This window comes from Kitasatospora sp. NPDC008050 (assembly GCF_042957465.1).
GTDB lineage: Bacteria > Actinomycetota > Actinomycetes > Streptomycetales > Streptomycetaceae > Kitasatospora.
The window spans coordinates 76,171-101,022 of record NZ_JBIBIJ010000025.1; the positions used below are offsets into that span (position 1 = coordinate 76,171).

The 24,852-nt window shown below is 72.6% G+C and carries 19 protein-coding genes and 1 CRISPR repeat array; of the genes, 11 read left to right on the forward strand and 8 right to left on the reverse strand.

Going from position 1 to position 24,852, the window contains the following annotated elements; genetic code table 11:
• Positions 1-22: 22 nt before the first annotated feature.
• A CRISPR array of direct repeats spans positions 23-296; the repeat unit is 23 nt; unit sequence GTCAGCCCCGCGCTCGCGGGGAT.
• Between the two features lie 165 nt (positions 297-461).
• Together ACFZB9_RS33445 and ACFZB9_RS33450 are read right to left on the reverse strand one after the other, a co-directional pair.
• Positions 462-2,378, reverse strand: coding sequence for an ABC transporter ATP-binding protein (locus ACFZB9_RS33445; protein WP_391453501.1), 1,917 nt, complete (start codon positions 2,376-2,378; stop codon positions 462-464).
• Entirely contained in the window at positions 2,375-4,213 is a 1,839-nt protein-coding gene (locus ACFZB9_RS33450; protein WP_391453502.1) for an ABC transporter ATP-binding protein, read from the reverse strand. Before ACFZB9_RS33450 ends, ACFZB9_RS33445 begins: the two co-directional genes overlap by 4 nt.
• 303 nt (positions 4,214-4,516) lie before the next feature.
• On the opposite strand from ACFZB9_RS33450, the gene ACFZB9_RS33455 reads away from it, so the two are divergent.
• The 7 genes from ACFZB9_RS33455 (at position 4,517) to lanL (ending at position 13,042) form a co-directional block, all read left to right on the forward strand.
• Positions 4,517-4,666 carry a hypothetical protein gene (locus ACFZB9_RS33455; RefSeq protein ID WP_391453503.1) on the forward strand — a complete coding sequence of 50 codons (150 nt, stop codon included), beginning with the start codon at positions 4,517-4,519 and terminating at the stop codon, positions 4,664-4,666.
• A gap of 146 nt (positions 4,667-4,812) precedes the next feature.
• Complete coding sequence (locus tag ACFZB9_RS33460; protein WP_391453504.1) at positions 4,813-5,586, forward strand: hypothetical protein; 774 nt, start codon at positions 4,813-4,815, stop codon at positions 5,584-5,586.
• Between the two features lie 71 nt (positions 5,587-5,657).
• Positions 5,658-6,467, forward strand: a complete 810-nt coding sequence (locus ACFZB9_RS33465) for a hypothetical protein (protein WP_391453506.1) — start codon at positions 5,658-5,660, stop codon at positions 6,465-6,467.
• The gene (locus tag ACFZB9_RS33470) at positions 6,455-7,588 is read left to right on the forward strand and encodes an insulinase family protein (RefSeq protein WP_391453507.1); all 1,134 of its coding nucleotides are present in this window, start codon (positions 6,455-6,457) and stop codon (positions 7,586-7,588) included. The genes ACFZB9_RS33465 and ACFZB9_RS33470 overlap by 13 nt, the downstream gene beginning before the upstream one ends.
• Positions 7,585-8,784 (forward strand): hypothetical protein, encoded by a 1,200-nt coding sequence (locus ACFZB9_RS33475; protein WP_391453508.1) that lies wholly within the window; start codon positions 7,585-7,587, stop codon positions 8,782-8,784. Before ACFZB9_RS33470 ends, ACFZB9_RS33475 begins: the two co-directional genes overlap by 4 nt.
• A gap of 166 nt (positions 8,785-8,950) precedes the next feature.
• Entirely contained in the window at positions 8,951-10,171 is a 1,221-nt protein-coding gene (locus tag ACFZB9_RS33480; RefSeq protein WP_391453510.1) for a cytochrome P450, read from the forward strand.
• Between the two features lie 6 nt (positions 10,172-10,177).
• A complete protein-coding gene (lanL, locus tag ACFZB9_RS33485) occupies positions 10,178-13,042 on the forward strand; it encodes a class IV lanthionine synthetase LanL (RefSeq protein ID WP_391453511.1) in 2,865 nt (954 codons plus the stop codon).
• A gap of 228 nt (positions 13,043-13,270) precedes the next feature.
• On the opposite strand, the gene ACFZB9_RS33490 is transcribed toward lanL, so the two are convergent.
• The 4 genes from ACFZB9_RS33490 to ACFZB9_RS33505 form a co-directional block, all read right to left on the reverse strand.
• A complete protein-coding gene (locus tag ACFZB9_RS33490) occupies positions 13,271-14,545 on the reverse strand; it encodes a glycosyltransferase (RefSeq protein WP_391453513.1) in 1,275 nt (424 codons plus the stop codon).
• A gap of 178 nt (positions 14,546-14,723) precedes the next feature.
• On the reverse strand, positions 14,724-15,053 hold the full coding sequence (locus ACFZB9_RS33495; RefSeq protein WP_391453515.1) for a hypothetical protein: 330 nt from the start codon (positions 15,051-15,053) through the stop codon (positions 14,724-14,726).
• 65 nt (positions 15,054-15,118) lie between these two features.
• On the reverse strand, positions 15,119-16,504 hold the full coding sequence (locus tag ACFZB9_RS33500) for a DUF4331 domain-containing protein (protein ID WP_391453516.1): 1,386 nt from the start codon (positions 16,502-16,504) through the stop codon (positions 15,119-15,121).
• Between the two features lie 114 nt (positions 16,505-16,618).
• Positions 16,619-16,972 (reverse strand): hypothetical protein, encoded by a 354-nt coding sequence (locus tag ACFZB9_RS33505; RefSeq protein WP_391453518.1) that lies wholly within the window; start codon positions 16,970-16,972, stop codon positions 16,619-16,621.
• A gap of 607 nt (positions 16,973-17,579) precedes the next feature.
• Here ACFZB9_RS33505 and ACFZB9_RS33510 point away from each other — a divergent pair.
• Together ACFZB9_RS33510 and ACFZB9_RS33515 are read left to right on the forward strand one after the other, a co-directional pair.
• The gene (locus tag ACFZB9_RS33510) at positions 17,580-19,205 is read left to right on the forward strand and encodes a M4 family metallopeptidase (protein WP_391453520.1); all 1,626 of its coding nucleotides are present in this window, start codon (positions 17,580-17,582) and stop codon (positions 19,203-19,205) included.
• Between the two features lie 481 nt (positions 19,206-19,686).
• Positions 19,687-20,433 carry an SOS response-associated peptidase gene (locus ACFZB9_RS33515; protein ID WP_391453522.1) on the forward strand — a complete coding sequence of 249 codons (747 nt, stop codon included), beginning with the start codon at positions 19,687-19,689 and terminating at the stop codon, positions 20,431-20,433.
• A 193-nt stretch (positions 20,434-20,626) separates the two neighbouring features.
• Here ACFZB9_RS33515 and ACFZB9_RS33520 read toward each other — a convergent pair whose 3' ends face one another.
• On the reverse strand, positions 20,627-21,889 hold the full coding sequence (locus ACFZB9_RS33520) for a CynX/NimT family MFS transporter (RefSeq protein WP_391453524.1): 1,263 nt from the start codon (positions 21,887-21,889) through the stop codon (positions 20,627-20,629).
• Positions 21,882-22,613, reverse strand: coding sequence for a FadR/GntR family transcriptional regulator (locus ACFZB9_RS33525; protein WP_391453526.1), 732 nt, complete (start codon positions 22,611-22,613; stop codon positions 21,882-21,884). Before ACFZB9_RS33525 ends, ACFZB9_RS33520 begins: the two co-directional genes overlap by 8 nt.
• A 276-nt stretch (positions 22,614-22,889) precedes the next feature.
• Here ACFZB9_RS33525 and ACFZB9_RS33530 point away from each other — a divergent pair, with 276 nt between their 5' ends.
• Entirely contained in the window at positions 22,890-23,282 is a 393-nt protein-coding gene (locus ACFZB9_RS33530; protein WP_391453527.1) for a PPOX class F420-dependent oxidoreductase, read from the forward strand.
• Positions 23,283-23,445: 163 nt separating this feature from the next.
• Entirely contained in the window at positions 23,446-24,843 is a 1,398-nt protein-coding gene (locus ACFZB9_RS33535; RefSeq protein WP_391453529.1) for a condensation domain-containing protein, read from the forward strand.
• Positions 24,844-24,852: the final 9 nt, after the last annotated feature.

Genomic DNA, 24,852 nt, shown 5'->3' on the forward strand with positions numbered 1-24,852 from the left:
GGTAACGTCCCAGCTCACGAAGTGTCAGCCCCGCGCTCGCGGGGATGGTCCCCCAGTGGACGGGTGGTTGGCCTCGCCCAGGCTGTCAGCCCCGCGCTCGCGGGGATGGTCCCCGGATGGTCGAGGTGTCCGTCCCCCAGGGCCTGTCAGCCCCGCGCTCGCGGGGATGGTCCCGGGACGATGGAGGTGGCCGCACTCCTGGACATGTCAGCCCCGCGCTCGCGGGGATGGTCCGTGGGAGTGCAGCAGCCACGCCTGCTCGATGACGTCAGCCCCGCGCTCGCGGGGATCGTTCCGATGCGTGGGTGCTGGTGGTCTGGGGTGAGCTGGTGCTTCCGTGGTCAGGGGTTCCCGGTAGTGGCGCGGCGTGGTTCGGGTGAAGGCTGTGCGGTCTTGGGTCGGTCAGGCTCTTGATCGGGCGTGACAGGAAAGCAGGTTGTGGCTGGGTGTGTGCGGCGGGGTCAAGCGGACGGTTGCCCGGCCGCCACGGAGGGCGGTGCTGTCGAGGTGGTCCGGGCCGGCGGGAGGCCGTGGAGGCGGGCGTAGGGGCCGTCGGCGGCGAGGAGGTCCGGGTGGGTGCCCTGTTCGACGATGGCGCCGTCGTGCAGGACCAGGATCGTGTCGGCGGACTGGACCGTGGTGAGGCGGTGGGCGATCAGGAAGGTGGTGCGACCGGCGCGCAGGGCTGCCAGGGCTCGGCGGACGAGGGCTTCGGTGCGGCCGTCCACCGAGCTGGTGGCCTCGTCGAGGACGAGGACCGGGGGGTCGGCGAGGAAGGCGCGGGCGATGGTGATCAACTGCCGTTCCCCCGCGCTGATGCCCGATGATCCGGCTCCGGCGCCGTCGTCCTCGCCGAGCACGGTCCGGTAGCCGGCGGGCAGGGTCCGCACGAAGTGGTCGGCATGGGCGGCGCGGGCCGCCGCCTCGACCTCGGCGCGGGTGGCCCCGGGCCGGCCGTAGGCGATGTTCTCCTCGATCGTGCCCTGGAACAGCCAGGTGTCCTGGAGGACCAGGCCGACCCGGCGGCTCAGCTCGGCGCGGGTCATGGCGGCGATGTCCACGCCGTCGAGAGTGATCCGGCCGCGGGTCGGTTCGTAGAACCGCAGCAGCAGGTTGGTCAGGGTGGTCTTGCCCGCGCCGGTGGGCCCGACCACGGCGACGGTGTGCCCGGGGGCGACCTCCAGGGAGAAGTCCTCGATCAGCGGCTGCTCCGGGTCGTAGCGGAACGAGACGCGTTCGAAGGCCACCGCCCCGCGGGTCTCGGCCGGGCGTGCGGGCAGCGACGGGTCGGGCTGCTGTTCCTCGGCGTCGAGCAGCTCCAGGATCCGCTCACCGGAGGCGAGGCCGGACTGGACCAGCGCGCTGACGCCGGCGAGTTGGGTCAGCGGCAGGCTGAACTGGCGGGAGTACTGGACGAACGCCTGGACCTCCCCGACGCTCAGTGCGCCCGAGGCGATCCGCAGGCCGCCGACCACCGCGATCAGCACGTAGCCGAGGCTCCCGAGGAAGCCCATCGCCGGTTCGATCAGGCCGGACATCAGCTGGGCGCCGGACGCGGCGTCGCGCAGCTCGGCGTTGTGCCGGCGGAACCGCTCGGCGGCCTCGTCGCGCAGACCGAACAGCCTGACCAGGGCGTGGCCGGTGTACATCTCCTCGACGTGTGCGCTGAGGGCGCCGGTCGCGGCGGCCTGGGTGGCGAACCGTTGCCGGGCGCGCTTGCCCAGCACCCTGGTGACGCCGGCCGAGACCGGGACCAGGACCAGGGTGAGCAGGGCCAGCAGTGGGGAGAGCCAGAACATCATCGCCAGGACACCGGTGATGGTGACCACCGAGTTGACGATCTGTCCGATCACCTGGTGGCCGGTCTGGGCCAGCGAGTCCAGGTCGTTGGTGGCACGGCTGAGCAGGTCGCCGCGCGGCTGCCGGTCGAGGTGGGCGAAGGAGAGCCGGGTGAGCTTGGCCTGGAGCCGGGCGCGCAACCGGTACACGGTGCGCTCGACGGCGCGGATCGCCAGCCGCACGCCGAGCAGGTTGAACAGCGCCGCACCCGCGTAGACGGCGAGGACGAGCAGCAGCAGGCGGTCCAGGGCGGCGAAGTCGAACCGTCCGGTGCCGGTGCCGGTGCCGGTGCCGGTGCCGGTGCCGGTGCCCGTGCCGACGCCGGTGCCGGTGGCCGTGTCGGTGCCGTGGTGGGCAGGGCCGGTGGTGGCGTGCCGGATGCCGGAGACGATCAGGTCGGTCGCCCGCCCGAGCAGCAGCGGACCGAGCACCGAGAGGGCGGCGCCGGTCGCGCACAGGGCGAGTGCGGCGGCGAGCGCGGGCCAGTCGTCGCGGAACAGGGCGGCCAATCGGCGGTTGGTGCTGTGCGGCTTGTTCATCCGGCACCTCCTGCGGGCTGCGGGGTGATCGTCGCCTGCCGGTGGCCGGCACCGTCCGGCTCGCCGTGCTCCTGGGAGGCGTGTCCCTGCTCGCCGTACTCCGACTCGCCCGGCCAGTCCTCGTCCTGCTGGCTTCGGGCGAGCTCCTGGTAGGTCCTGTTGTCGGCCAGCAGTTGGGCATGGCTTCCGGTGCCGACCACCCGGCCCGCTTCGAGGACCACGATCCGGTCGGCGTCGCGGACCGCGTCCACGCGCTGGCCGGCGATGACCACCGTGCGGGTGGCCGTCGTCCGGGCCAGGGCCGCCCGCAGGTCGGCGGCGGTGGCCCGGTCGAGGGCGGAGGCGGGGTCGTCGAGCAGCAGTACGGCGGGTTCCGCCAGCAGCGCGCGGGCGATCGCCAGTCGCTGCCGCTGGCCGCCCGACAGGTTGGCGCCGCCCTGGGTGACCGGTGCCGCCAGTCGCTCCGGCAGCCGGACCACGAACTCCCGTGCCTGCGCGGTGTCCAGGGCCTGCCAGAGTTCCTCGTCGGTGGCCCCGGCACGGCCGTGGCGCAGGTTGTCGGCGATGGTGCCGGAGAACAGGTAGGACCGCTGCGGCACCACGGACACGGCCCGGGACAGCTCGGCAGGGTCGAGTTCGCGGACGTCGACGCCATTGATCAACACGGCGCCCTCGGTGGCCTCGTGGAGTCCGAGGATCAGGTTGAGCAGGGTGCTCTTGCCGCTCCCGGTCGGGCCGACCAGGCCGATCGTCTCGCCCGGCCGGGCCGTGAGCCGGATCCCGGCCAGTACCGGATCCTGCGCGTTCGGGTAGCGGAAGTCGGCGTCCTGGACTTCCAGCAGTCCGGGGCCGGCGGAACGGGGCAGGGCACGGTCGGTCCCGGGCGGGGTGGGCGCGTCCAGCACCTCGGCGATGCGCCGCGCGCTGACCTCGGCCCCGGGCAGCACCACGAACAGGTATGCCGCGAGGGAGACCGAACTGAGCACCTGGGCGAGGTAGCCGAGGAAGGCGGTCAGCGCGCCGATCCGCAGGTCGCCGGAGGCGATCCGGTGGCCGCCGAGCCAGAGCACGGCGACGCCCGCGCCGTTCAGCACCAGGCCGGTCAGCGGCGACATCAGGGCCATCAGGCGGCCCATTCGCAGCGCGAGCTGGAGCAACTCATCGTTCTGGTGCGCGAATCGACTCTGCTCGTGGTCCATCCGGGAGAAGGCCCGGATCACCCGCTGGCCGCCGATCTGCTCCCGCAGCAGCCGGCCGACCTCGTCCTGGGCGAGCCGGCTGCGGGCCATCACCCGGCGCATCCGCCGCACGGCCAGCGCGGTCGGCAGGCCGAGCGCCGGCACGACGAGGGCGAGTAGCGCGGTGAGCGGCAGGTCCTGCCCGAGCGCCAGGACCACTCCCCAGACCAGGGTCAGCGGTGCTGCCACGGTCATCACCAGGCCGAGCAGCACCAGCGCCTGGATCTGCTGGACGTCGCCGGTGGTCCTGGCGATCAGCGTGGCGGTGCCGAACCGCTCCAACTCGCGTGTCGGCAACGACTGCGCCCGCTGGAAAACGGCGGCGCGCAGGTCATGCCCGACGGCGGCGGCGACCCTGGCACCGATCAGCAACACGCCGCCCGCACAGAGCATCTGACAGAGCGTCACACCGAGCATCGCGGCGCCGGTGCGCGTGATCGCTCCGGCGTCCGCGGCGGCCACGCCGTGGTCGATGATCGAGGAGTTGAGCCGGGGCAGGGCCATGGCCGCTGCGGTTTCGAGCAGTTGGAGCGCCATCAGCAGCACGAGCGCTCGCACATGTGTCCGCGCGTGGGCGCGGAGAAGTCTGGTCAGCACAGCCGACTCCTCGGTGGGACGCGGAACCGGGCCGTCGCGACAGCGATTCGCGGCCTCCGCACCATAACCGACAAGCTGCCGGTTCGGTACGAATCTGCCCCAACTCACTTACCAGTCAGTAACGTTAACGGATCGTCATAGGAGCTCGGTTCACCGATCGACCGTGGGGTTGCCCACACAACCGGGTCGTTTACCGGCGGGACAGTGGCGGGTAACTCTGATTCCAGCGGTTGGACAACGAAGTGACCGTCCAGCGGCAGCGCAATGTTTCACGTCATCTCAACTCTGAAAGGAGAACAGAGCATGGACATGGACCTGCACAACGAGACCCTTCGGGTGGACGCCATCATCGACAGCCTGCGGGCGATCGACGCCACGGCCGACGGTGAGGCGAGCCTCGCGGCGGCGCAGGCCGGGGCGACCTGGCCGGAGTCGAAGAAGACCGCGAAGTAGGACTGCGAAGTAGGACCACGAAGTAGGACCACGAAGTAAGGCCGTGAAGTAAGGCCGTGGCTGGGCCGATCCGTTCCCGGGGCGGTCGGCCCAGCTCCTCCCGTCGTGCCGAGAGCGAAGCCAGATGGAAGCCAGATGGAAGCCTGATGACTGCCGGAACCGCTGAGAGCACCGCCATCGAGCCCTTCGACTGCCGTGCGATCCTGCTCCGCTATCGGGACCTGGCGCGCCAGATGAGCGGCCGCTACGGCGCGGGCTCGCAAGCCGTGGTTTTCGTCCGCTACGAGGAACTGCTCGCCATTCGTTCCATGCTGCTGTCCCGTCGCGGTCACCCGGAACTGGAGGCGCGGTTGAGCGAATTGCGCCCGCTGGTCCAGGAGCTCTACAGCGCCAGTGCGCCGCCGAACAGTGTCGACATGCCCTGGCGGACCGTGTTGCGCGATTCCCCACCCCTCATCGAATACAGCCGCGAGCATTTCGACAGCCATTACGGGGTGGTTTCCGGGCAGGTCATGGCGGACACCGTGACCGTGACCGGAGCGCGGCAGGCCTTCGAGCGGCTCAGCCCGCGGACCTGCTACATGTACGCGGTCACCGACCACGGCGAACTACGCATCTGGAACCGGGCGTTCGAACTGCACGACCTCGCCTTCGGGCGTAATCGGGCCACCGTCGACGCGGTCCCGGTGGCCCATCCGATGCTGGTGCCGGAACGCCTGCGCGTCCTGGCGGCGGGCGAGATCGTGTTGCTCGGCAGGGAGCAGGTGGAGATGGTGGTGGCCAACACCAAGTCCGGCCACTTCCGGCCGCCGCCCGCCTCCGCCGGGGTGGTGCGCCGACTGTGCCGCTCGCTGCTCGGCCTCGCGGACCGGGACGTCGATGTGTTCACGCTCTTCACCGAGCCCCCGCCCGCCCGATAGCCCCGCCCGATGCCCCCGCCCGATGACCCCGATCCCGATGATCCCGCCCGATGACCCAAGGAGGCCCACCGGTGACCACGGTGAACGCCAGCGCAGTCACCGAGCCCCGGACGCCGGCCGTCCGTCGGGTCATCAGCACCGAGTTCGAGCACAAGTGGCAGCTGGACGTCGGCCAGGCCTCGCCGCCCGGCCTCCTGGCCGCCGAGGTGTTCGAACGCCATCTGCATGCGCTCACCGATCCGCTCACGGTCTCCCAGTCCACCATGTACGTGGACGACGCCGAGTTCAGCCTGGCCCGCGCCGGCCACGCCCTGGGCTGCATCGTCAACACCGGCCGGGCCTCCGACATCGCCTGGCTGCGGCTGAAGCAGACCGTGCTCTGGGACGGGCGCCGGGACTGCCTGGAGATCGCCGAACGCGTGGACCCCGGCCGGATCGGCCAGGTGATCAACGACCCCGCCGTGCTGCCCGTGGGCCATGTCCGCCGCTACGGCATGGCCCAGGGGCCGCTCGTCCCCGCCGGGGTGCTCACCCAGATCCGGCACAAGCGCACCGGTTCGCTGCACGGCCTGCCGTCATGGGTGACCTTCAGCATCGACGAGGTGGAGTTCCGGGCCCCGCGGGGCGGCATCGCGCCGCTGCGGCGGTACGCCTGCCTGGAAGTCGAAGTCGACGACTCGGACCCTGACGTGCTGGCCGGACTGGACAAGCTGGCAGCCGACTTGGACGAACTCCTGGGACACGATCGACGGGAGAAGCTGACGAAGGGTCAGCTGGCCTGCCTGGCCGCCCATCCGGACCGGCTGACCGAGCAGCAGCTCGTCACCTCGGTCAACTGGCTGAACGCGCCTGCGGAGGAGGGGACTTCGTGCATCCCGTGAGCAGCCGGCCGACCAGCCGGCCGACGAGCCTGCCGACCGGCCGGGCGCTGATCGTCGACCTGCCGTACGGCTTCGCCGACGATCCGCCCGAGCGCCTCGGGCTGGCCGCCCTGACCGCACGCCACCTGATGCACCCGCAGGCGGACGGTCCGGGCGCGCTCGCCCGCGAGCGGGCCTGGCACACCCGCCATCAACTGCTCGCCGACTGCTCCTCGTTCGCCTTCTGGTCCGGCCTGGACGACCTCGCCGAGGTGGTGCAGCGCTTCAACCGGACCGCGTCGCCCGACACCGCCCGGCTCCAGGCCTTGGTGGCTGCGCAACTCCGGCTGGCCGATGCCTGTCTGGGGGATCCGTACACCCAGGTCATGGACCTGCTGGAGGCCACCGCCTGGGGCCCGGACCGGCCCTCACTCGGCACGGCGCAGACACTGGCGGCGATCACCCCGCAGGACCTGCGCGAGGCGCTGGAAGCCTCCTGCGGCGACGGGGTGAGGACGTACGGCCAGGACGACGAGGCCGCGCCGGTGCGAGTGCCGCAGCCCCGGGCGCACTGGCGGGGTGGACGGCAGGTGCGCGAGCAGCCCGGCGGTTCGGCGGTGCGGGTGGCGGTCGCGCTGCCGGTGACGCTTCCCGCACCCGGTGCCGCGGAGCTGGCCGTCGAACTGCTCGGCAGCCACGGCATCGGCGGCCGGCTCGCCCCCGCGCTGCGCGGTGACCGGCCGCTCGCCTACGGACTCGGCGCCCTCCAGCTGAGCCGTCCCGGTGCCGGTGCACTCGGCGCCCATGCCCAAGTGGCCCCCGAGCATGCCCACGAGGCGCTGCGCATCCTGCTCGACACCCTCCGCACGGTGCTGCGCGAACCCGTCCCGGAGCCCGAACGGCAGGCCGCCGCAGCGCGGTTGCGCACGGCTCTGCTGCTCCAGGCGGACCAGCCGTTCGGCGCCGTGGACGAGCTGCGGCGCCGGTCGCGGGGCGAGACCGAGCTGGCGGCGCTGGCCGCCGCGGTGCGGGAGCGGGCCGACGACGGCGTCCTGCCGGTCGAAGTCACCTCCGGCCAGCCCGCGTTGGTGGCGGTGGGCGCGGTCTCGGCGGACCTCCTGGAAGGCTGGACAGCGGCATGAGCAGCACCTCGGTGGACATCTCCGGGCTGCGCCTCACCCTGCTGGAGCAGCCCGGGGCCCACACGGCCGGTGCCGTCCTGCGGATCGGTGCCGGCTCGGCCGACGACCGGGCGCCGTCGTTCGGCGCCGCGCATCTGGCGGAGCACCTGAGGATCGCCGCCGGTCCGCCCGGGCCCGCCTCGATGCCGCCGGTTCGCGGCGTCACCGACAACACCGGGACGACGTTCAGCGCGGTCTGCCTCGCCGAGGACGCCCCCGCACTCGGAGCCCGCCTCGCGGCGCTGCTGGGTACCTCGGAACTGCCTGCGGACACCGTCGAGGCCGAACGGCAGGCGGTCCTGGTGGAGTTGCGCCAGGCAGCCGGCCAACCGCTGCTCGCGCTCGGCCCTGCCGTCGCCGCGGCCGCCTGCCCGGGCCACGGTCTGGCCGCGACCGGGTGGGCGGACCCGGCCAGCGTGGCCCGGCTCGATCCGGCACAGGTGCACGCATTCACGGATCGGCACTACCGGCGGGAGAACGCCGAACTGGTCCTGGCGGGAGCGGGGTTGGCGATCGATCGGATCCTGGCGGCGGTCGACGCCGCGGCCCGGCCGGGCGCCGGCACGTCGGTGGCTGCGACGGCGGACGCTGCCACGTCGGTGGCTGCGACGGCGACCGCCACCGGCGCGCCCAACCACCAGCCGGCTGTACCCAACCACGAGCCGGCTGCACCCGACGACGAGCCGGCTGCGCCCGCACTCGCCGCGGAACTGGACGGTCTGGTCGTCCTCTCGCTGGTGCGCGGCCCGGAGCGGACCGACCACTGCGCCGCCCTGCTGGGCCGGCAGGGCACCGCCGAGGCAGCGGCCGCCCGGCTCGGGCATCCCGTCCTGGGTCGGACCGCTGTCGCCGGGCGCGGCGTGGCCGTCGAACTGCTCTGCTGGCGGGCCGGATCGGACACGCCTGCGCTCGCCGCCGCGCTGGCCCGCGAGTCGGCCGAGCTGTGGTCCGCTGCGGCCCGCCCCGAGGCGCTGGCCCGGGCCGGGCTGCAGCGCCGCCAGGACGCCGGCTACCGGGCCTGGACGCCGCTTGGCGCGGCCGCCGCCCTGCTCGACCGCAGCCGCGTCCCGAGCGCCCCCCGGGTCCTGCCACCGGCCGGGCCGCACTCCCTCGCCCTCTGGCGGGTCGAGCGAGGAGCCCTGCGCCGTCATGCGTGACCCGCTGCCCCGCCTGTCCGGACCCGCCTGCCCGGACCTTCGCCCCGCCTGCCCGGCCCGGCCCGCCCAGGCCTTCGCCCCGCCTGCCCAGCCCCCTGCCCAGCCCCCGGCCGGCCCGCCCCACCCGCCCAGCCGGCCCGTCCCCGTCGAGCAGGAAGGCACCCGCATGCCCTTCGGAACCGAGCAGTTTCCCGTCATCGACCTGAGCCCCCAGCGCGACACGCTCGCCTCGGACCCGTACGCCGTCTTCGCGGAACTTCGCGCGCAGGGCCCCGTCCACCTGGTGCAGTTGCCCGACGGCGACCGGACCTGGCTGGTCGTCGGTTATCGTGAAGTGCTCGACGCGCTCAAGGACCCGACCCTGAGCAAGAACTGGCTCAAGGCGACCGGACAGCTCGGTCCGAACGTGATCGGCACCAACATGCTCACCGCCGACCCGCCGGACCACACCCGGCTGCGCCGGCTGGTCTCCCGGGAGTTCTCGGCCCGCCGCATCGAGGCGCTGCGCCCGCACGTCGAGAAGGCCGCCGCCGAGCTGCTCGACGGGCTCCAGGACGCCGGATCGGCGGAGCTGATCGAGGACTTCGCCATGCCCCTCTCGCTCGGCGTGGTCACCGATCTGCTCGGTGTGCCGTTCCTCGACCGTGCCGCCTTCCGCGACTGGACCAACGACATCATCGTGCCGTCGGAGGATCCCGCCCGTGAGGATCAGATCCTGGAGGAGATCACCGCCTACCTCGATCAGCTGATCGAGACCAAGCGGCACCGGCCCGGCGACGACCTGCTCAGCGCGCTGATCCGGACCATGGACGAGGACCACGGCCGGCTCGACCACGACGAGTTGCGGGCCACCGCCTTCCTGCTGCTGCTCGCGGGGCACGAGACCACGCTCAACCTGATCGCCAACGGTGTCCACGCGTTGCTGCGGCACCCGGCCCAACTCGGAGCCCTGCGGGCGAACTGGACGCTGATCGACCAGGCCGTGGACGAAGTCCTGCGCTGGGAAGGATCGTTGACCTACGCCACCAACCGCTTCACCACCGAGCCCTACCGGGTGGGGGAGACCGTCATCCCCGGTGGTGGTTCCCGGGTGCTGATCGCGCTCGGCTCCGCCAACCGCGACCCGGGGCAGTTCCCCGACCCCGACCGTTTCGACATCCACCGCCCGCCGCGTGCGCACCTCGCGTTCGGCCACGGCATCCACCACTGCCTCGGCACCCCGCTCGCCCGCCTGGAGGGCGCGGTGGCGATCCGGGCCCTGCTGGAGCGGTTCCCCGATCTCGCCCTGGAGACCGAGCAACCCCGGTGGCGCCCCAGCATGATGGCGCGCGGCATGGAAACCCTGCGGGTGCGGTGGAGCCCGCTCACCGGCGCAGGGGAGCGGTGAGCGCGGATGAGCTATGACCGACTGGTGCGGGAGGTTGTGGCCACGGATCCGGCCGGCTGCTGGGAGTTGACTCCCGGCGCGTACTGGCAGCGGGTCAGCCCGTCGCGGTCGCGCACCCGGATGCAGGGGTGGAAGGTGCACGTCTCCGCCGTGCCGGTCGACGCCGAGCCGATCCTGCGGGCCGCGACCGGTGTACTGGTGGCGCGGAGCGTCCCGTTCAAGTACGTCGCCACCGCGGAGCTGCTGCTGGAATCGCTGGGCCGGCAGAAGGACCCGTCGGCAAGCGGCAAGTTCATCACCGCCTACCCGGACAGCGACGGCCAGTTCACCGAGCTGCTGGACGAACTCCACGCCGCGCTCGGCGGATTCCGCGGACCGCGGATCCTCTCGGACCGGCAGTACCGGGGCGGAATCGTCCACTACCGGTACGGCCAGATCACCGGGTACAGCCGCTTCGACGACCAGGGCGTCCGGCAGGAGCTGATCATGGCGCCGGACGGATCCCTGACGCCGGATCGGCGGCGCGGCTGGTTCTCGGCGCCCGACTGGGCCGGTGACCCGGTCGGCGCCCGGCCGGCCGGCGTACCCGCCACGAGGCGGGAGCCGGACTCGGGCACCAGGGCCTCGGAGCCGGCGTCAGGTCCGGCGTCGGCGCGCGCGTCGTCCGGCGCCGGCGCGGGCGAGGCGCTGATCGCCGGACGATACCGGGTGACCGCCACCATCCGGCACAGCAACCGCGGTGGAGTACACCGGGCGACGGACGCCGAGACCGGACGGCCGGTGGTGATCAAGCACTGCCGGGCCTGGATCGAGCCGGAGCCGGACGGCACCGACACCAGGGACCTGCTGCGGCACGAGGCGGCGATGCTGCGCAGGCTCGCCGGTGCGGTCCCGCTGCCGGAGCTCGTGCAGCTCTTCGATCTGGGTGAGAACACCTTCCTGGTGGAGACCGAGCTGCTCGGACGCCCACTGCGCGAGCTGATCGTCTCGGCGGACGACGATGCCGAGCCGCTGTCCGAAGAGCGGATCGTCGACCTCGCCCGGCAACTGCTGTCCGTGCTGCGCGCAGCGCACCGGCACGGTGTGGTGATCGGCGACGTGACACCGGACAACTTCCTGGTGGCACCGGACGGTCGGCTCCAACTGATCGATCTGGAAGGCGCCGCCGAGACCGGCAGGCCCATTCCGCAGCTCAGCACCAAGGGCTACGCGCCACCCGAGAAGGTCGCCGCCGAGCGCGGGACGCCCCTGCTCGCGACCGAGGCCATGGACCGCTACGCGGCCGGCGCGGTCCTGGAGTCCCTCTGCCTCCAACGACCACGGGACGCCCGTCCCGGTGACGTGGTGCCGGGCGCAGCAAGCCTGTTGGACCTGTTCGCGGAGCATGGCGGCGCAGTGAGCCGGCTGGCCCCGGTGGTGCACGGGCTCACCCGGGAGGACCCGGGGGAGCGGTGGAGCTGGGAGCGGGCCGAGCGGGCGCTCGCCGGGCAGGCCTCCCCGGCTCGGCAGGCGGCGCCCGGAACTCCGGTCGCGGACTGCCTCCCCACGCGTGCCGCAACCCCCACGTCCGGTGGTGTCGACAGCGACCAGCTGATCCACGATGTGCTGCTGGACGTGCTGAACGCCCTGCGCCCGCAGGGCGAGGAACTGATCGCCATGCGTGGCGCCAACAGCCGCCTCGACCCCCGCTTCGTCCAGGCGGGGGCCGCCGGCGTCACCGGGGTGCTGCTGCAGGCCCAGCGCGCCCTGCCCCGGATGCCCGCCCCGTACACGGCCTCCCTCGCCGACGCGCTGCACGAGGCACTGGGCCGGCTCAACCGCTGGTGGGACCGCAACCTCGGCGGCACGGACCAGAACCTGCTGCCCGGCCTCCACAACGGCTTCGCCGGGGCCTGCTGGGCCGCTGTCGACGCCGCGCAGGCCGCCGACGACCCGATCACCCTGGACCATGCCCTCGGCCTCGCCGAACGGCTCCCCACCCGGTGGCACATCCCGACCATCGCCCACGGTCTCGCGGGCACCGGCATCACCCTGCTGCACCTGTGGCACGCCACCGGTGAGACGGCGTTCCGCACCCGCGCCCGTGACTGCGCCGAGTTCCTGGTGCAGGCCGCCGTGGCCGACGGCGTCGGCGGTCTGTACTGGCCCGCGGAGACCGGCAAGTCCGCGGCCTACCACGGCTTCGCGGTCGGCACGGCCGGGATCGGCCACTTCCTGCTCGCGGCGGCCGACGCCTGCCAACAGCCGGACTTCGCGGTGACCGCCTCGCGCGCGGGCGACGGCCTGGTCGCCGCCGCCCTGACCCGCAAGCTCCCGGCCCAGCGATTTCCGGCCCAGCGGTTCCCGGCCCGGGACCTCCAAGGCGCCGCATCGGCTGCGGGGCCGGATGGCGAACCGGTTGTCGCCGCCTGGTGGCCCGAGAGCCCCGCCGGTGGACCGCGACGCCATGGCTGGTGGGCCGGCGCAGCCGGTATCGGGGCCTTTCTGCTGCGTCTGGGCCGGCACACCGGCCGACCCGTCTACCTGGACACCGCCCGGGCCGCCGCAGCGGCGGTCCGTCACTCCGCGGCCCGCGCGCCGCTGGGGGCCTTCTGGGGCATCGCCGGCGACGGTGAGTTCCTCCTCGACGCGGCGTCCGTGACCCACCTGCCATTCGCTTCTGACGCATCGTCAGATCTGGGCAGCTGGAGCACCCGTGGGCTGGTCCCGCTGATCGAATCCCACGCCGGCCTGGCCGACGGGGCTCTGACCCTCGGGGACAAGCACGACTTCGCAGCGGGCACCACCGGGATCCTGGCCCACCTGCTCAGCCATCGATACGGCATCCCCGCCCCCTGGTTGGTTCCCGACCCGGCGTCCCCTGACCGCTGAACACAGGCCGCTGACCGCAGGCCGCTGACCGCAGGCCTCCGGCGGTGCCGCTCCCTCGAACTGCCGACCCGCCGACCCGCCGACCCGCCGACCCGCCGACCCCTCGGCCGTCGTACGGCCGGAGCGTGACGCGCGTGACGCGCATGACGCGCGTGAGGTGCACCGGCCCACGGGTTCTCGGCTCGAAGTCCGTTCGTACGCTGCACAGCCGGCCGTACCGGTGGCGCGTCAGTCCGATGTCGCAGGGCGTGCCGGGGAGTTGCCGAGGCGGTTCACGGCGGCCAGGATCGGGCCGGTTCCGTCTTCCTGGCGGAGGCGGGTGGCCAGGGCCCGGGAGCGGCGGAGGTAGGACGGGTCGGTCGTGGCCTGGACGAGAGCCGCCGTCAGAGCCTCAGCGGTGAGCCGACGCAGCGGGATCGCGGTGGGAGCGACACCCAGGGCGGTGAGGCGGGCGGCCCAGAACGCGGCGTCGAACTGCACGGGGAGGGGGACGGCCGGAATGCCCGCGCGCAGTGCGGCCGCGGTGGTGCCCGCCCCCGCGTGGTGGACGGCCGCGGCCATGTGGGGGAACAGCAGTTGGTGCGGCACTTCGTCGACGGTGAACATGTCGTCGTCCTCGCAGGCCAGTCCGCTCCAGCCGCGCTGGATCACGCCCCGCAGCCCGGCCGTCCGCAGCGCGCGCACGACGGTGCGGCTCAGTTGCTCGGGGTCGGGAACGGTGGCGCTGCCCAGGCCGACGAAGACCGGTGGCGGGCCGGCGGACAGGAAGGCGCGCAACCGGGCCGGGAGTTGTGCCTGGGGCGGGTCGTGGGGCCACCAGTATCCGGTGATCCGAAGGCCGGGGCGCCAGTCGCGGGGGCGTTGCACCACGAGGGGGCTGAAGCCGTGGTAGATCGGCCAGTCCTGGCGCTCGCGGGCTCGGCGGGCGGCGCGCGGCCGGGTGAGGGGGAGGTCGAGGCGGCGCTGCAGGGTGCGGGCGCTGTCGGCGAAGATGCGGTCCACGGCGGCGTTCACGGCCTGTCCGGTGAGCCGGTTGCCCAGCGGTCCCCAGGACCGGGTACCAGTCACAGGGGGAGCGAACTCGCCTGTGGCAGCGAGTGGTTGGAGGTACACGCCGATGCTCGGAAGTCCGAGCCCTTCGGCGATGGTGTGGCCGAGCGGGCCGAGTGAGCTGGACAGCAGCAGGACGTCGCTGCTGCGGGCGGCCTCCAGCAGGTCGTCGGCCGTGCGGCCGATCGCGGACCGGGCCAGGGCGATGACCCGGACCAGCTTCCCGGCGCCGGTGGTACTGCGGTGCAGGGCCTGCCCGCGCGCGGATCGCAGTTCCGCGAGCGGGTCGACCGGCAGCGCGTGGAAGTCCGTGCCCGCAGCGGCTGCGAGCGGCGCGAAACGGGCGTGGGTGACGAGCGTGACCTGGTGCCCGGCCTGTGCCAGAGCGTGGCCGAGCCCGGTGTAGGGCGCCACGTCGCCGCGTGAACCCGCCGTCATCACTGCCACTCGCATGACGGCCAGTATTGCGCAGGGGACACCCCCGGCAGCCACGCCACGCAGGGCGTTGAGGCTCACGGTGTTCGGCGCGGGTTGCGTCGGGGCGGTCACCATTCCCGGAGAGGTGGCCGCTGACCGTGGCCGGGCCCGCCGTGCCGGCGGGTGAGGTCCGGCGCGGCCTGTGGCGTGCTCGTCAGCGTGCCGCGCGGTATTCGGTGACCTCTCCGCCGCGGACGGTGATGGTGGCCTCGGGGGTGTCGGCGGTGCGCCAGATGGTGTAATCGCCTTGGGGCAGTGGGGAGATCACCACGCAGTACACGGTTCGGTCGGCGAGGTGGCGGGGGCGGACCGCGGCGTGGGTGCGCGGCGCTTCGGTACCGGTGGGGCTGACCTCGATCTCCAGGCCGTCCTTCGCGCCGTCGGTGTGGATGATCAGGGCGCCCAGCTCGCCGCCGATCTCCAGGACGACGCTGCCCTCCCGGGAGGGTGCGGGCAGGGGCGGGTGCTCGTGCGTGTGCGTCATGGGTTCCTCCGGGAGGTGTGGTGGTGCGAGCGGTCGACGGCTGCCCGCACCACCACGCTGTCAGGTCAGTTGGACGGGTTGTGGTAGCCGTCGTAGGGCAGGCCGAGGTAGGGGAAGGCGGTGAGGTACGGGTTCTTGACATCCGCGGGGGTGAGGCCGTCGGTGATCACGCTGGTCGCGCCGTCGGGGGTGAAGGTGGAGTCGACGAGGTGGTAGATGAGACCGGCGATCACGCGCAGCTCGACGGTCACCACGTCGTCGAAGACCCGGCGCCCGTTGGGGAATCCGGCGGGGTCACCGGCGACCAGGCCCAGGATGTTGGGATCGGCGCTCGGCGGGACGGCGAGGTTCAGGCGCAGCATGTCGGCCTGGGTGTCGCCGGTGTAGTTCTGGAAGCCCGTGACGATGCCGGAGGGGATGCCGGTGAGCAGGACGGCGAGCAGGTCGGCGCGGGACTTGCCGGAGGCGTCCAGGGCGGCCAGGTTGGGGAAGACGCCCGGGTAGAGCGCGGGCAGCAGGTTGGCGAGCTCGGGGTGGGCGACGTACTGGGCGAAGTTCTTGTCGTCGGCCGGGGGCTGGGAGTTCCACAGGTCCTTCTTCCCCATGGGGACGATGACCTCGTTGAAGAGCGGGTTGCCCAGGCGGGAGACCTGGACGAAGGGGCCGGACTCGGTGTCGCGTCCGTCCGGGTTGATGATGCGCGCCCGGCGCCGGCTCGCGGTGGTCCACACGCCGATGGTGGCGTGCGGGTCCATGACGTCGGTGGGCTTGCGGTGGTCCCGGGTCAGGTCGGTGATCGGGACCTGGAGGGCGATGCTGTGGACGTTGAGCGCCTTGGTGGTGTTGACGCCGGGGGCGGGCTGGGTGAAGGCCGGCATCACGTGCAGCTGCTGGAAGGGGCGCAGGGTGCCCAGGTCGAAGATGGCGCCGAGGTCGACGTAGAAGCCCTCGGCGCGCTGGCCGGCGAAGACATGGCGGTTGCCGTCCAGCTTGTGGACCGCCATGTTCGCCAGCGAGGTGTAGTCGGGGGTGGAGAGCGGGCCGATGTTGCACGGCGGGCAGGCCAGGTTCTCGGCCAGGACCTGCTGGCGTCCGCCGGCCTCGACCCGGGTGATGCTGTAGGTCTGGCGCCGGTTCCAGTGGGGGTCGTCCAGCGAGGTGATCGGGCCGGTGTTGTAGAGGAAGGAGTCGGGGTTGCGGACCTCGACGTGGAAGCGGAACTCGTAGCTGACGTCGGGGCGGCCGTCGTTGTCGTTGTCGATGTGGACGGCGTAGAGGACGTCCTCGCCGAACTCGTAGAAGTTCGGGCCGCCGGCCGGGCCCTGCAGGGGGATGTAGTTGGCGATCAGGGTGACGGTGTCGCAGTTGTCGGGGCTGACGAAGGCGTAGACGTCGGTACTGTCGGCGACCGGGTCCTTGGAGATCTCGGGGGCTTCGCGGTGGGACGACACAGGGGCCTCACAGGGGCTGGGAGTTAGTGGGGGGGAGGAGGACGGCGGACCGGCCGGCCCGAGGAGGTTCCGCCCGCTGGGGCCTGTCGGGCCGACCGGTGTTCGCGGGGTCGGTCAGCCCATCGCGCGGGCCAGCGCCGCGGCCAACGCCGGGTCCTGGACCCGCTGGTGGCTCTCACCGCGGTACAGGTCGAGGTGGCCGGCCCGCACGTCGCGCACGTGCACGACCATCGGCTGGGCCTGCTCGGCGGCGTCGGCCGGGGCCGCGGGATCGGACGCGCCTGCGGAGTTCTGACCGGCGGGCTGCGCGTTGGCGGACTGCGTGTCGGCGGGTCTCGCCTCGGCGCCGGCGGACGCGAGCAGGTTGACGGCCAGACCGGCGGCCCCGACCGCGGCGGCCTGGCGCATCAGATGCCGGCGCGACAGGCCCTCGGACGGTGTGTCGGTTGCGGGAGTCTCCAGGGACATGGTGTTCCTCCGAATCGATGAAGGGATATCGATGAAAGGGATGGGGTGCCGCCCGGCTCAGCCTGACCTGCCGCACACAAAGGTGGCCGGTCCCGGTCCGGGACGCGCCGGGCGGGAATGACGATCGAAGGTGACGGCCATGGCCCCAGGAAGTGGCGGGCGGTCAGGGGGAAGTGAAATGGCGACACATTGTCCACGTCAAGGCGACACGCGCCGGTCCGGGCGGGCCTCCGCTCGCCTGGCCCAACTGCGCCGCAGGACAGGTCCCTTGTTTTCGTCTCTGCGAGTGAACCTGGAAGTTCGGTGCCGACAGGGACAATCCGCGAAGCAGTGGGGGCGCGTGACACCTGACGGGACGCCGCCGGGAATGCGCGGGAAAGCACATCGGCTGCGCCGGATGTCATGACGCCAACGTGCCGGGAAATGAGGGTTATTCCGGAAGGTGCCAGAGCTGCGGTCTGGAAATCATCATGATCGAGTGGGGTCCACCGAGGGACTCTCAGCTGCCATTCGGATGACCGGTGCCGCCCGGCGGGCCGGTGCGGGATGCCGTACGGCGTGATCATGTTGTCTACGAACTTTCCCGTCGTGCGATGAGGAGTCCCCCTTGCGCCACACATCCCCGCGCGCCCTGTGCCGAGGACGCGGACGGCCCGCTCGAACTGCGGCCGCTCTCACCGTCCTTGCCGCCGTGGTGCTGACGGGCCTGCAGCCCACCAGCGCGACCGCCGCCCCGCGTTCTCCCGCCGTCCCCGGCCAGGGCGCCCTCCCCGCCGCGCTCTCACCCGGGGAGCACGCGGCACTGCTCAAGGAGGCCGCCGAGATCGCCGCCTCCGTCGCCGCCCAGTTGAACCTGGACCCGCGCGAGCTGCTGAAGCCCGTCGACGTCGACAAGGACGCGGACGGCACCCTCCACCTTCGCTACAACCGCACCTTCGCCGGCCTGCCCGTGCTCGGTGGCGATCTGGTCGTCCACCGGACCAGGCAGGGCGCCCTCACGGCCACCCGCGCCCACGCGGCGCCGATCGCCGTCCCCAGCACCACGCCCGTGATCCCCGCCACCCAGGTCATGACGACGCTCCACGCCCCGGCCCTGCCGCGCCTGGTCCTGTGGGCCGCCGCCGCGACTCCCGCTCTGGCGTGGGAGTCCGTCCTCGTGGGAACGCAGGACGACGGCACCCCCAGCGAACGGCACATCGTCACCGACGCGACGACCGGGGCACAGCTGTACGCCTTCGAGGCGGTGCGCTCCGGCGTGGGTCAGGGCCAGTACAACGGCACGGTCACCCTCGGTACCAAACGCAACTTCCTGCTGTACGAGATGGACGACACCGCCCGCGGTGGACACCGGACCTACGACCTGAACCACGCGACGTCCGGCCAGGGGTCCCTCTTCACCTCCCGGAGCGACAAGTGGGGCAACGGCACGCCGAGCGACCCCCAGACAGCCGCCGTCGACGCCCACTACGGCGCGGCCGAGACCTGGGACTACTTCCAGCAGGTACACGGGCGCAGCGGCATCCGCGGCGACGGCGTGGCGGCCTACAGCCGGGTCCACGCCGGCGACAACTACCAGAACGCCTTCTGGAAGAACGACTGCTTCTGCATGACCTACGGCGACGGCGCCGGCAACGCCAAGCCGCTGACCGAACTGGACGTGGCCGCCCATGAGATGGCCCACGGCCTCACCGCCGCCACCGCCGGGCTGGAGTACGCTGGCGAGTCAGGTGGCCTCAACGAGGCCACCAGCGACATCTTCGGCACCGCGGTCTCCTTCTATGCCGACAACGCCCACGACCGGCCCGGCTACCTGATGGGCAAGCTCCTGGACCTCAACGGCAACGGCACCCCGCTGCGCTACCTGGACCGGCCCTCCAGGGACGGCCACTCCCCGGACTACTGGTACGCCGGCATCGCCGGCATCAACGTCCACTACTCCTCCGGACCGGCCAACCACTTCTTCTACCTGCTCGCCGAGGGCAGCGGACCCAAGACCATCAACGGCATCGCCTACGACAGCCCCACCGTGGACGGCAAGGCCGTGCCGGGCATCGGCCGGGAGAACGCCGAGCGGATCTGGTACCGGGCGCTCACCACCTACATGACCACCACCACCGACTACTCCGGCGCCCGCGCGGCCACCCTCCAGGCAGCCGACGACCTCTTCGGCCCGGGCGGCGACCCGGCCGCCACCGTCGCCGCCACCTGGGACGCCGTCAACGTCACCGGCTGACAGCGCCGCTGCCGCCGGACCGCCGGCCCGAACGCTCCTCCGCCCCGGTAGGGCCCTCTTCGACCGATGAACAGGTCGCCTTCTTCCAACGGGAAGGCTACGTCCGGCTGCGGGAGGTGGTGCCGCTCGATGTGCTGGGCACCCTGGCCGCCCGGGCGGACGAACTCCTTCTGGCGGCCGGGCCCCGGACGCGCGAGCCTTCGAGGCCGGGCAGGCGTCGTTCCACGCGGCGCACTGCTGCCACACGGCCGGCCCGAACCTGACGGCCGGTCCGCGGCGCGTCCTGTCGACGACCTACTACGGTGACGGCGACGTGATGCGAGGGTGCGGTGGTCGCAGCGCCGCCGGAGGGCGGGTCAGCCGAGGAGGCCGAGTGCGCCGTACCGGAGCGGGCCGGGTTGAGCCGGTCGGGGTGCAGCTGGAGCATGGCGTCGAAGAACGCGCGGGGGTGGTGTTGAGCAAATCCTGGCAGGCTGGGGGCATGTGCGGTCGCTTCGTCTCCACCACCACTCCCCAGGACCTCGTCTCGCTGTTCGGGGTGACCCGCTGGGACCCGGCCGAGGCCCTGGCGCCCAACTGGAACACCGCGCCCACCGACCCGGTGTGGGCCGTGCTCGAACGCCTTGACCGCGAGACCGGCGAGCTCGGCCGCCGACTGCGCCCGCTGCGCTGGGGCCTGGTGCCGTCCTGGGCGAAGGATCCCGGGGGCGGCGCACGGATGATCAACGCCCGGTCCGAGACCGTCCATGAGAAGCCGGCCTTCCGCAAGGCCTTCGCCGCCCGGCGGTGCCTGCTGCCCGCCGACGGCTACTACGAGTGGGCCCCCGTCCCGGCCGCCGCCGGCCGGAAGGCCTACAAGCAGCCCTACTTCATCGCGCCGGCCGACGGCACGCTGCTCGCGATGGCAGGGCTGTACGAGTTCTGGCGCGACCCCACGCGTCCCGACGGCGACCCGCTCGCCTGGCTGACCACCACCACGATCATCACCACCCAGGCCACGGACGACGCCGGACGCGTCCACGACCGCATGCCGCTGACGGTCGACCAGGCCGACTTCGACGCCTGGCTCGACCCCGACCACACCGACCCCGCCGGGCTCCGCCTCCTCCTGCACACCCCCGCCGGAGGTCACCTCACCGCCCGACCCGTCCCCACCACCGTCAACAGCGTGCGCAACAACGGCCCGCACCTGCTGGACGAGGCCCCCGACGCCCCACCGCTGACCTGAGCGGGGGCCTCGGCGGCGTCGGGCACGTCGATCCGACCGGATGTGACGGTCGCCGTGGTCGCCGAAATGGCCCGCCGGCGCTCTCGGGGCGCTCTCTCGGGGCGCGCTCGGGCAGCGGTTGCCCGGCCGGCCGCGCCCGGCCGGCCGAGCTGACCCCGCAGGAACTGCCCCGGCTGACCAGCTGACCGAGCGATCAGCTGCCGGCCACGTGCCGGTCGCGGCTCGCGCCGAAGCCGACCGCCACCTGGGGGAGCAGCAGGAGGAGCAGGACCGTCAGCGGCAGCGTCCAATTGCCCGAGGCGTCGTGCAGCGCACCCAGCAGGGCGGGCCCGCCGGCCGCCAGGACGTAGCCGAAGCACTGGGCCATGCTGGAGAGTTGGGCGGTGTGCCGGATGTCGGGGGAGCGCTGCACGATGAACAGCAGCGCGAGGCTGATGCTCACGCCCTGGCCGAGGCCGAGCAGGACCATCCAGAGGTAGGCCCCGCCGGCCGGTGCCGTCAGCAGCCCGGCGAAGCCCAGCGCGCAGGCGAGCGCGCCGATGGCCGCCAGCACTCCGGCGGGCAGTCGCCTGCCGACGATCACGGGCGCCACGAAGGACCCCAGGATGCCGAGCAGCGAGGAGAAGGAGAGCATCCACCCGGCATCGCCCTCGCTCAGGCCCGCGTCCTTGAGCAGGCTCGGCAGCCAGGCCGCGGCCGCGTAGTAGTTGAGCGACTGCAGCCCCATGAACGCGGTGACCTGCCAGGCCAGCGGGGAGCGCCACAGGCCGCGCACCGGCCGGCCGGCCTGCTGGGCCGCCGCGGCGGAGACGGTGGTGCGGCTGCGGGTCTGCGGCAGCCACACCACGGCGGCCACCACGGCGAGCGCGCCCCAGCAGGCCAGCGTCGAACGCCAGGAGAGTCCGGCGGTGTGCTGGACGGGGACGGTGACCCCGGCGGCCAGGGCGGCACCGGCGAACAGCGACATGGAGTACAGGCCGGTCATCAGGCCCGCCCGGCTCGGGAAATCGCGCTTGATCAGGCCGGGCAGCAGCACGTTGGCCACCGCGATCCCGGCGCCGATGACCACCGTGCCGGCGAACAGTGCGAGGACGGAGTCCAGCAGCCGCAGCGCGGTGCCCGCGCAGACCAGCGCCATGGTCATGAGCAGGGCGCGTTCCACACCCAGCCGGCGTCCGATCCTGGGCGCGAGCGGGGCGAGCAGGCCGAAGCAGAGCAGGGGCAGCGCGGTCAGCAGACTGGTGGCGGTGGCCGACATGCCGCTGTCGGTCCGGATCGTGTCGGCCAGCGGGGAGACCGCGACGAGCGCGGGGCGCAGGTTGACCGCGAGCAGGACCACGCCGAAGCCCAGGAAGAGCAGGCCCCGCCCTGCTGCCAGCGGCGCGCGGGCCGTGGCGGGAGCGGTGGCTCCGGTGGTCACGGGTGCGTCGGCGGTAGCCGATATCTCGTCAGGCACGGTGTTCCTCAGGGGAGTTGAGCGGCTGGTCGGGGTCCGTCCCGCGCAGCGTGGCCATGGCTTCGGCCAGATGGGCCAGTGCGTGGCGTTCCGCGGCGTCGGTATCACGGGCCTCGATCGCGTCGACGATCGCCGCGTGGGCGTCGAACTGGTGGCGGACCGGGTCGGGCAGCGGCTGGTCGACCACCGCGTGCAGCGCCGAGCGCAGGGCATCGCTGAGGTGCTCGTACAGTTCGGCCAGCACGGCGTTGTGCGCGGCGGCGGCCACGGCGCGGTGGAAGCAGACATCGGCATCGACGAAGGCGGCCACGTCACCGGCCCGCCAGGCGTCGTCCCGCTGGGCCAGTGCCGCTCGCAGCGCCCGCAGGTCGTCCTCGGTGCGGCGCTGGGCGGCGTACCGGGCGGCGTCGCGCTCCAGGGCGGCCCGGACCTCGTACATCTCCAGGTCGGCGGCCCGGCGCAGGCGCCGCTGCACGGCCGCGCCGAAGTCGCTGCTGGCGCGGACGTAGGTCCCGTCCCCCTGGCGCGGTTCGAGCAGGCCGGTGTGCACCAGGGCGCGCACCGCCTCGCGGACGGTGTTGCGGCCGACGTCCAACTGCTCGACCAGCAGCGGCTCGGCCGGGATCTTGCTCCCGACGGGCCACTCGCCCTCGCTGATCAGGCGTTCGAGCTGCTCGATCACCAGGTCGACGAGGCTGGCGCGAGCGGTGTTCCGCAGTGGCATCGGGTGTCCCCCCTGATCTGTTGGTGGGCCTGCTCACCGGCCTGTCACTGGCCCGTTCACCGGCCTGTCACCGGCCTGTCCGCGGGTCTGAAGCCTCCGCGATCCTGAAAACATGGGAACATCCCATGTTTGGACGTGTCAAGCGGGATCGTCAGGGGCGCAGGACCAGGGGGCCGCGCCGTCGATCATCCGGGTCGGCCGCCGTATGCTGCGCGTCGACCCAGCTGGGCAGCCTCACCGGGCGTGCACAGCGTCCGACCGCCCAGGAGCGCCACCATGAACCTGCCCGAAGAGCTGCTCGACCTGCTGAAGGCCCCGAGCATCTGCTATCTCGCCACCTCGATGGCCGACGGCTCGCCGCAGCTGACCCAGACCTGGGTCGACACCGACGGCGAGCACGTGCTGATCAACAGCGTGCAGACCCACCTGAAGACCAGGAACATCGCCCGCGACCCCCGGGTGGCCGTCACGATCTCCCACCCGGACAACCCCTCGCGCTACTTCCAGGTGCGCGGCCGGGTGGTCGAGGTCACCACCGAGGGCGCGGTCGACCACGTCGAGGCGCTGTCGCAGAAGTACCTGGGGACGGCGTACCCGTGGTACGGCGGCCGGGACCAGGTCCGGGTGATCTTCGTGATCGAGCCGGAGAAGATCAGCAGCATGGGGTAGTGGCGAGGCCGCCCGGTACGTCCGAGCAGTGAACCGGCGCGGTTCATCGGTCCGGCCGGTTGTTCGGGGGCTGTCACTCGAAGGAGGGATGGCAGTGTCGGACCGCCGTGCTGGAGCGTTTGTCACGGGCACGAGGCGATGGCCGGTGGCGGAAGAGGGCGGCGTGCTGCAGATTTCAGTTGAGGACAGCGGGATCGGCCCGGGGGAGGTCCACCGGTGGCACCTCGTCGCGCTGACCGGTGACGGGGGGCCGGTGGCGCGGCGGATGGCGGGCTACAACCAGGTGAAACATTTCGCCGTCGCCGACCGCGCGCAGAGCATGAACGAGCCGATCCGCTCCTATGTCGCCGCGACGTTCGACCTCGTCGGACCGGTCGACCTGGACGCGCTCCGGGAGGCCCTGCTCCACCTGGTGCGGCGCCACGAGGTGCTCCGCACCGTCTACCAGCCGCTGGGCGGGGACCTGTCCTGCGAGATCATCGGCGCGGACGAGATCGCTCTCAAGCACGTCGAAGCGGGCACCCTGGAGACGCCGGAAGAGGTCGGCGCGCACCTGCACCGGGCGTTCCAGGAGGTCGACACCCTGTCCTGGCCGCTGATCGCGATGGGTGCGGTGGTGCGGGACGACTCGGCCACCGTGTGGTTCTCGTGCGACCACCTGGTGACCGATGGGCTCTCCAGCGCGATCGCGGTCAACGACATCGTCGGCGCCTACCGGGCTCTGAGCACCGGTGAGGCAGCCGGTCCGGCTGTCGGTCCGGCCGCCGATCCGGTGGAGGCGGGCAGCTACCTGGAGTTCAGCCGCAGCCAGCGCCGCACCAACCAGGCGATGAACGCCGAGGATGCGCGGCTGGACTACTGGCGGGCCTTCATCGACCGCAACGGTGGCCTGTTTCCCCGCTTCCCCCTCGATCTCGGCGTCGAGCCCGGCCGGCTGTACCCGCCGGTGGCCGCCACCGAACGGCTGCTGACCAGCCGGGAGGTCGAGGCGTTCGAGGCGGTGTGCCGGGCGCACGGCGGGCGGCTGTCGATGGGTCTGCTCGCCGCCCAGGCCATCGCACTGCGCGGGCAGGGCGGGCCGCGGACGTACCGGGGGCTGGTCCCGGTCAACGAGCGCGGCAGGGGCGCCTACGCGCAGTCGATGGGCTGGTTCATCAACACCCTCCCCATCGAGTTCCGCACCGGGGACGGCCCGGACTTCGGCGAGGCCCTGGCAGCCGCCCAGCGCGCCTACGCGGAGTCGCGGTCCCATGCCGGGGTGCATTTCGTGGAGGCCTGGCGCCTGCTGGCCCCCGCCGAGTACGCCAGACTCAACTTCTGGCCGCACGCGGTGAACTTCTTCTCCTACATCGACTTCCGGCGCATGCCCGGCGCCGAACACCACCGCGCGCAGCGGGCCCGGATGCACGTGTGGGTGTCCGGCTGCAACGGCATCCTGCACTGGCTGCACCGCACCGACGACGGTCTCCACGTCAACACGATCCACGTCGACACCCCGCAGGCCGGCGCTGCCAACCGGGCCCTGCTCGACGGCTTCACCCGCATCGTCACCGCTGGGTGACGGCGGGGG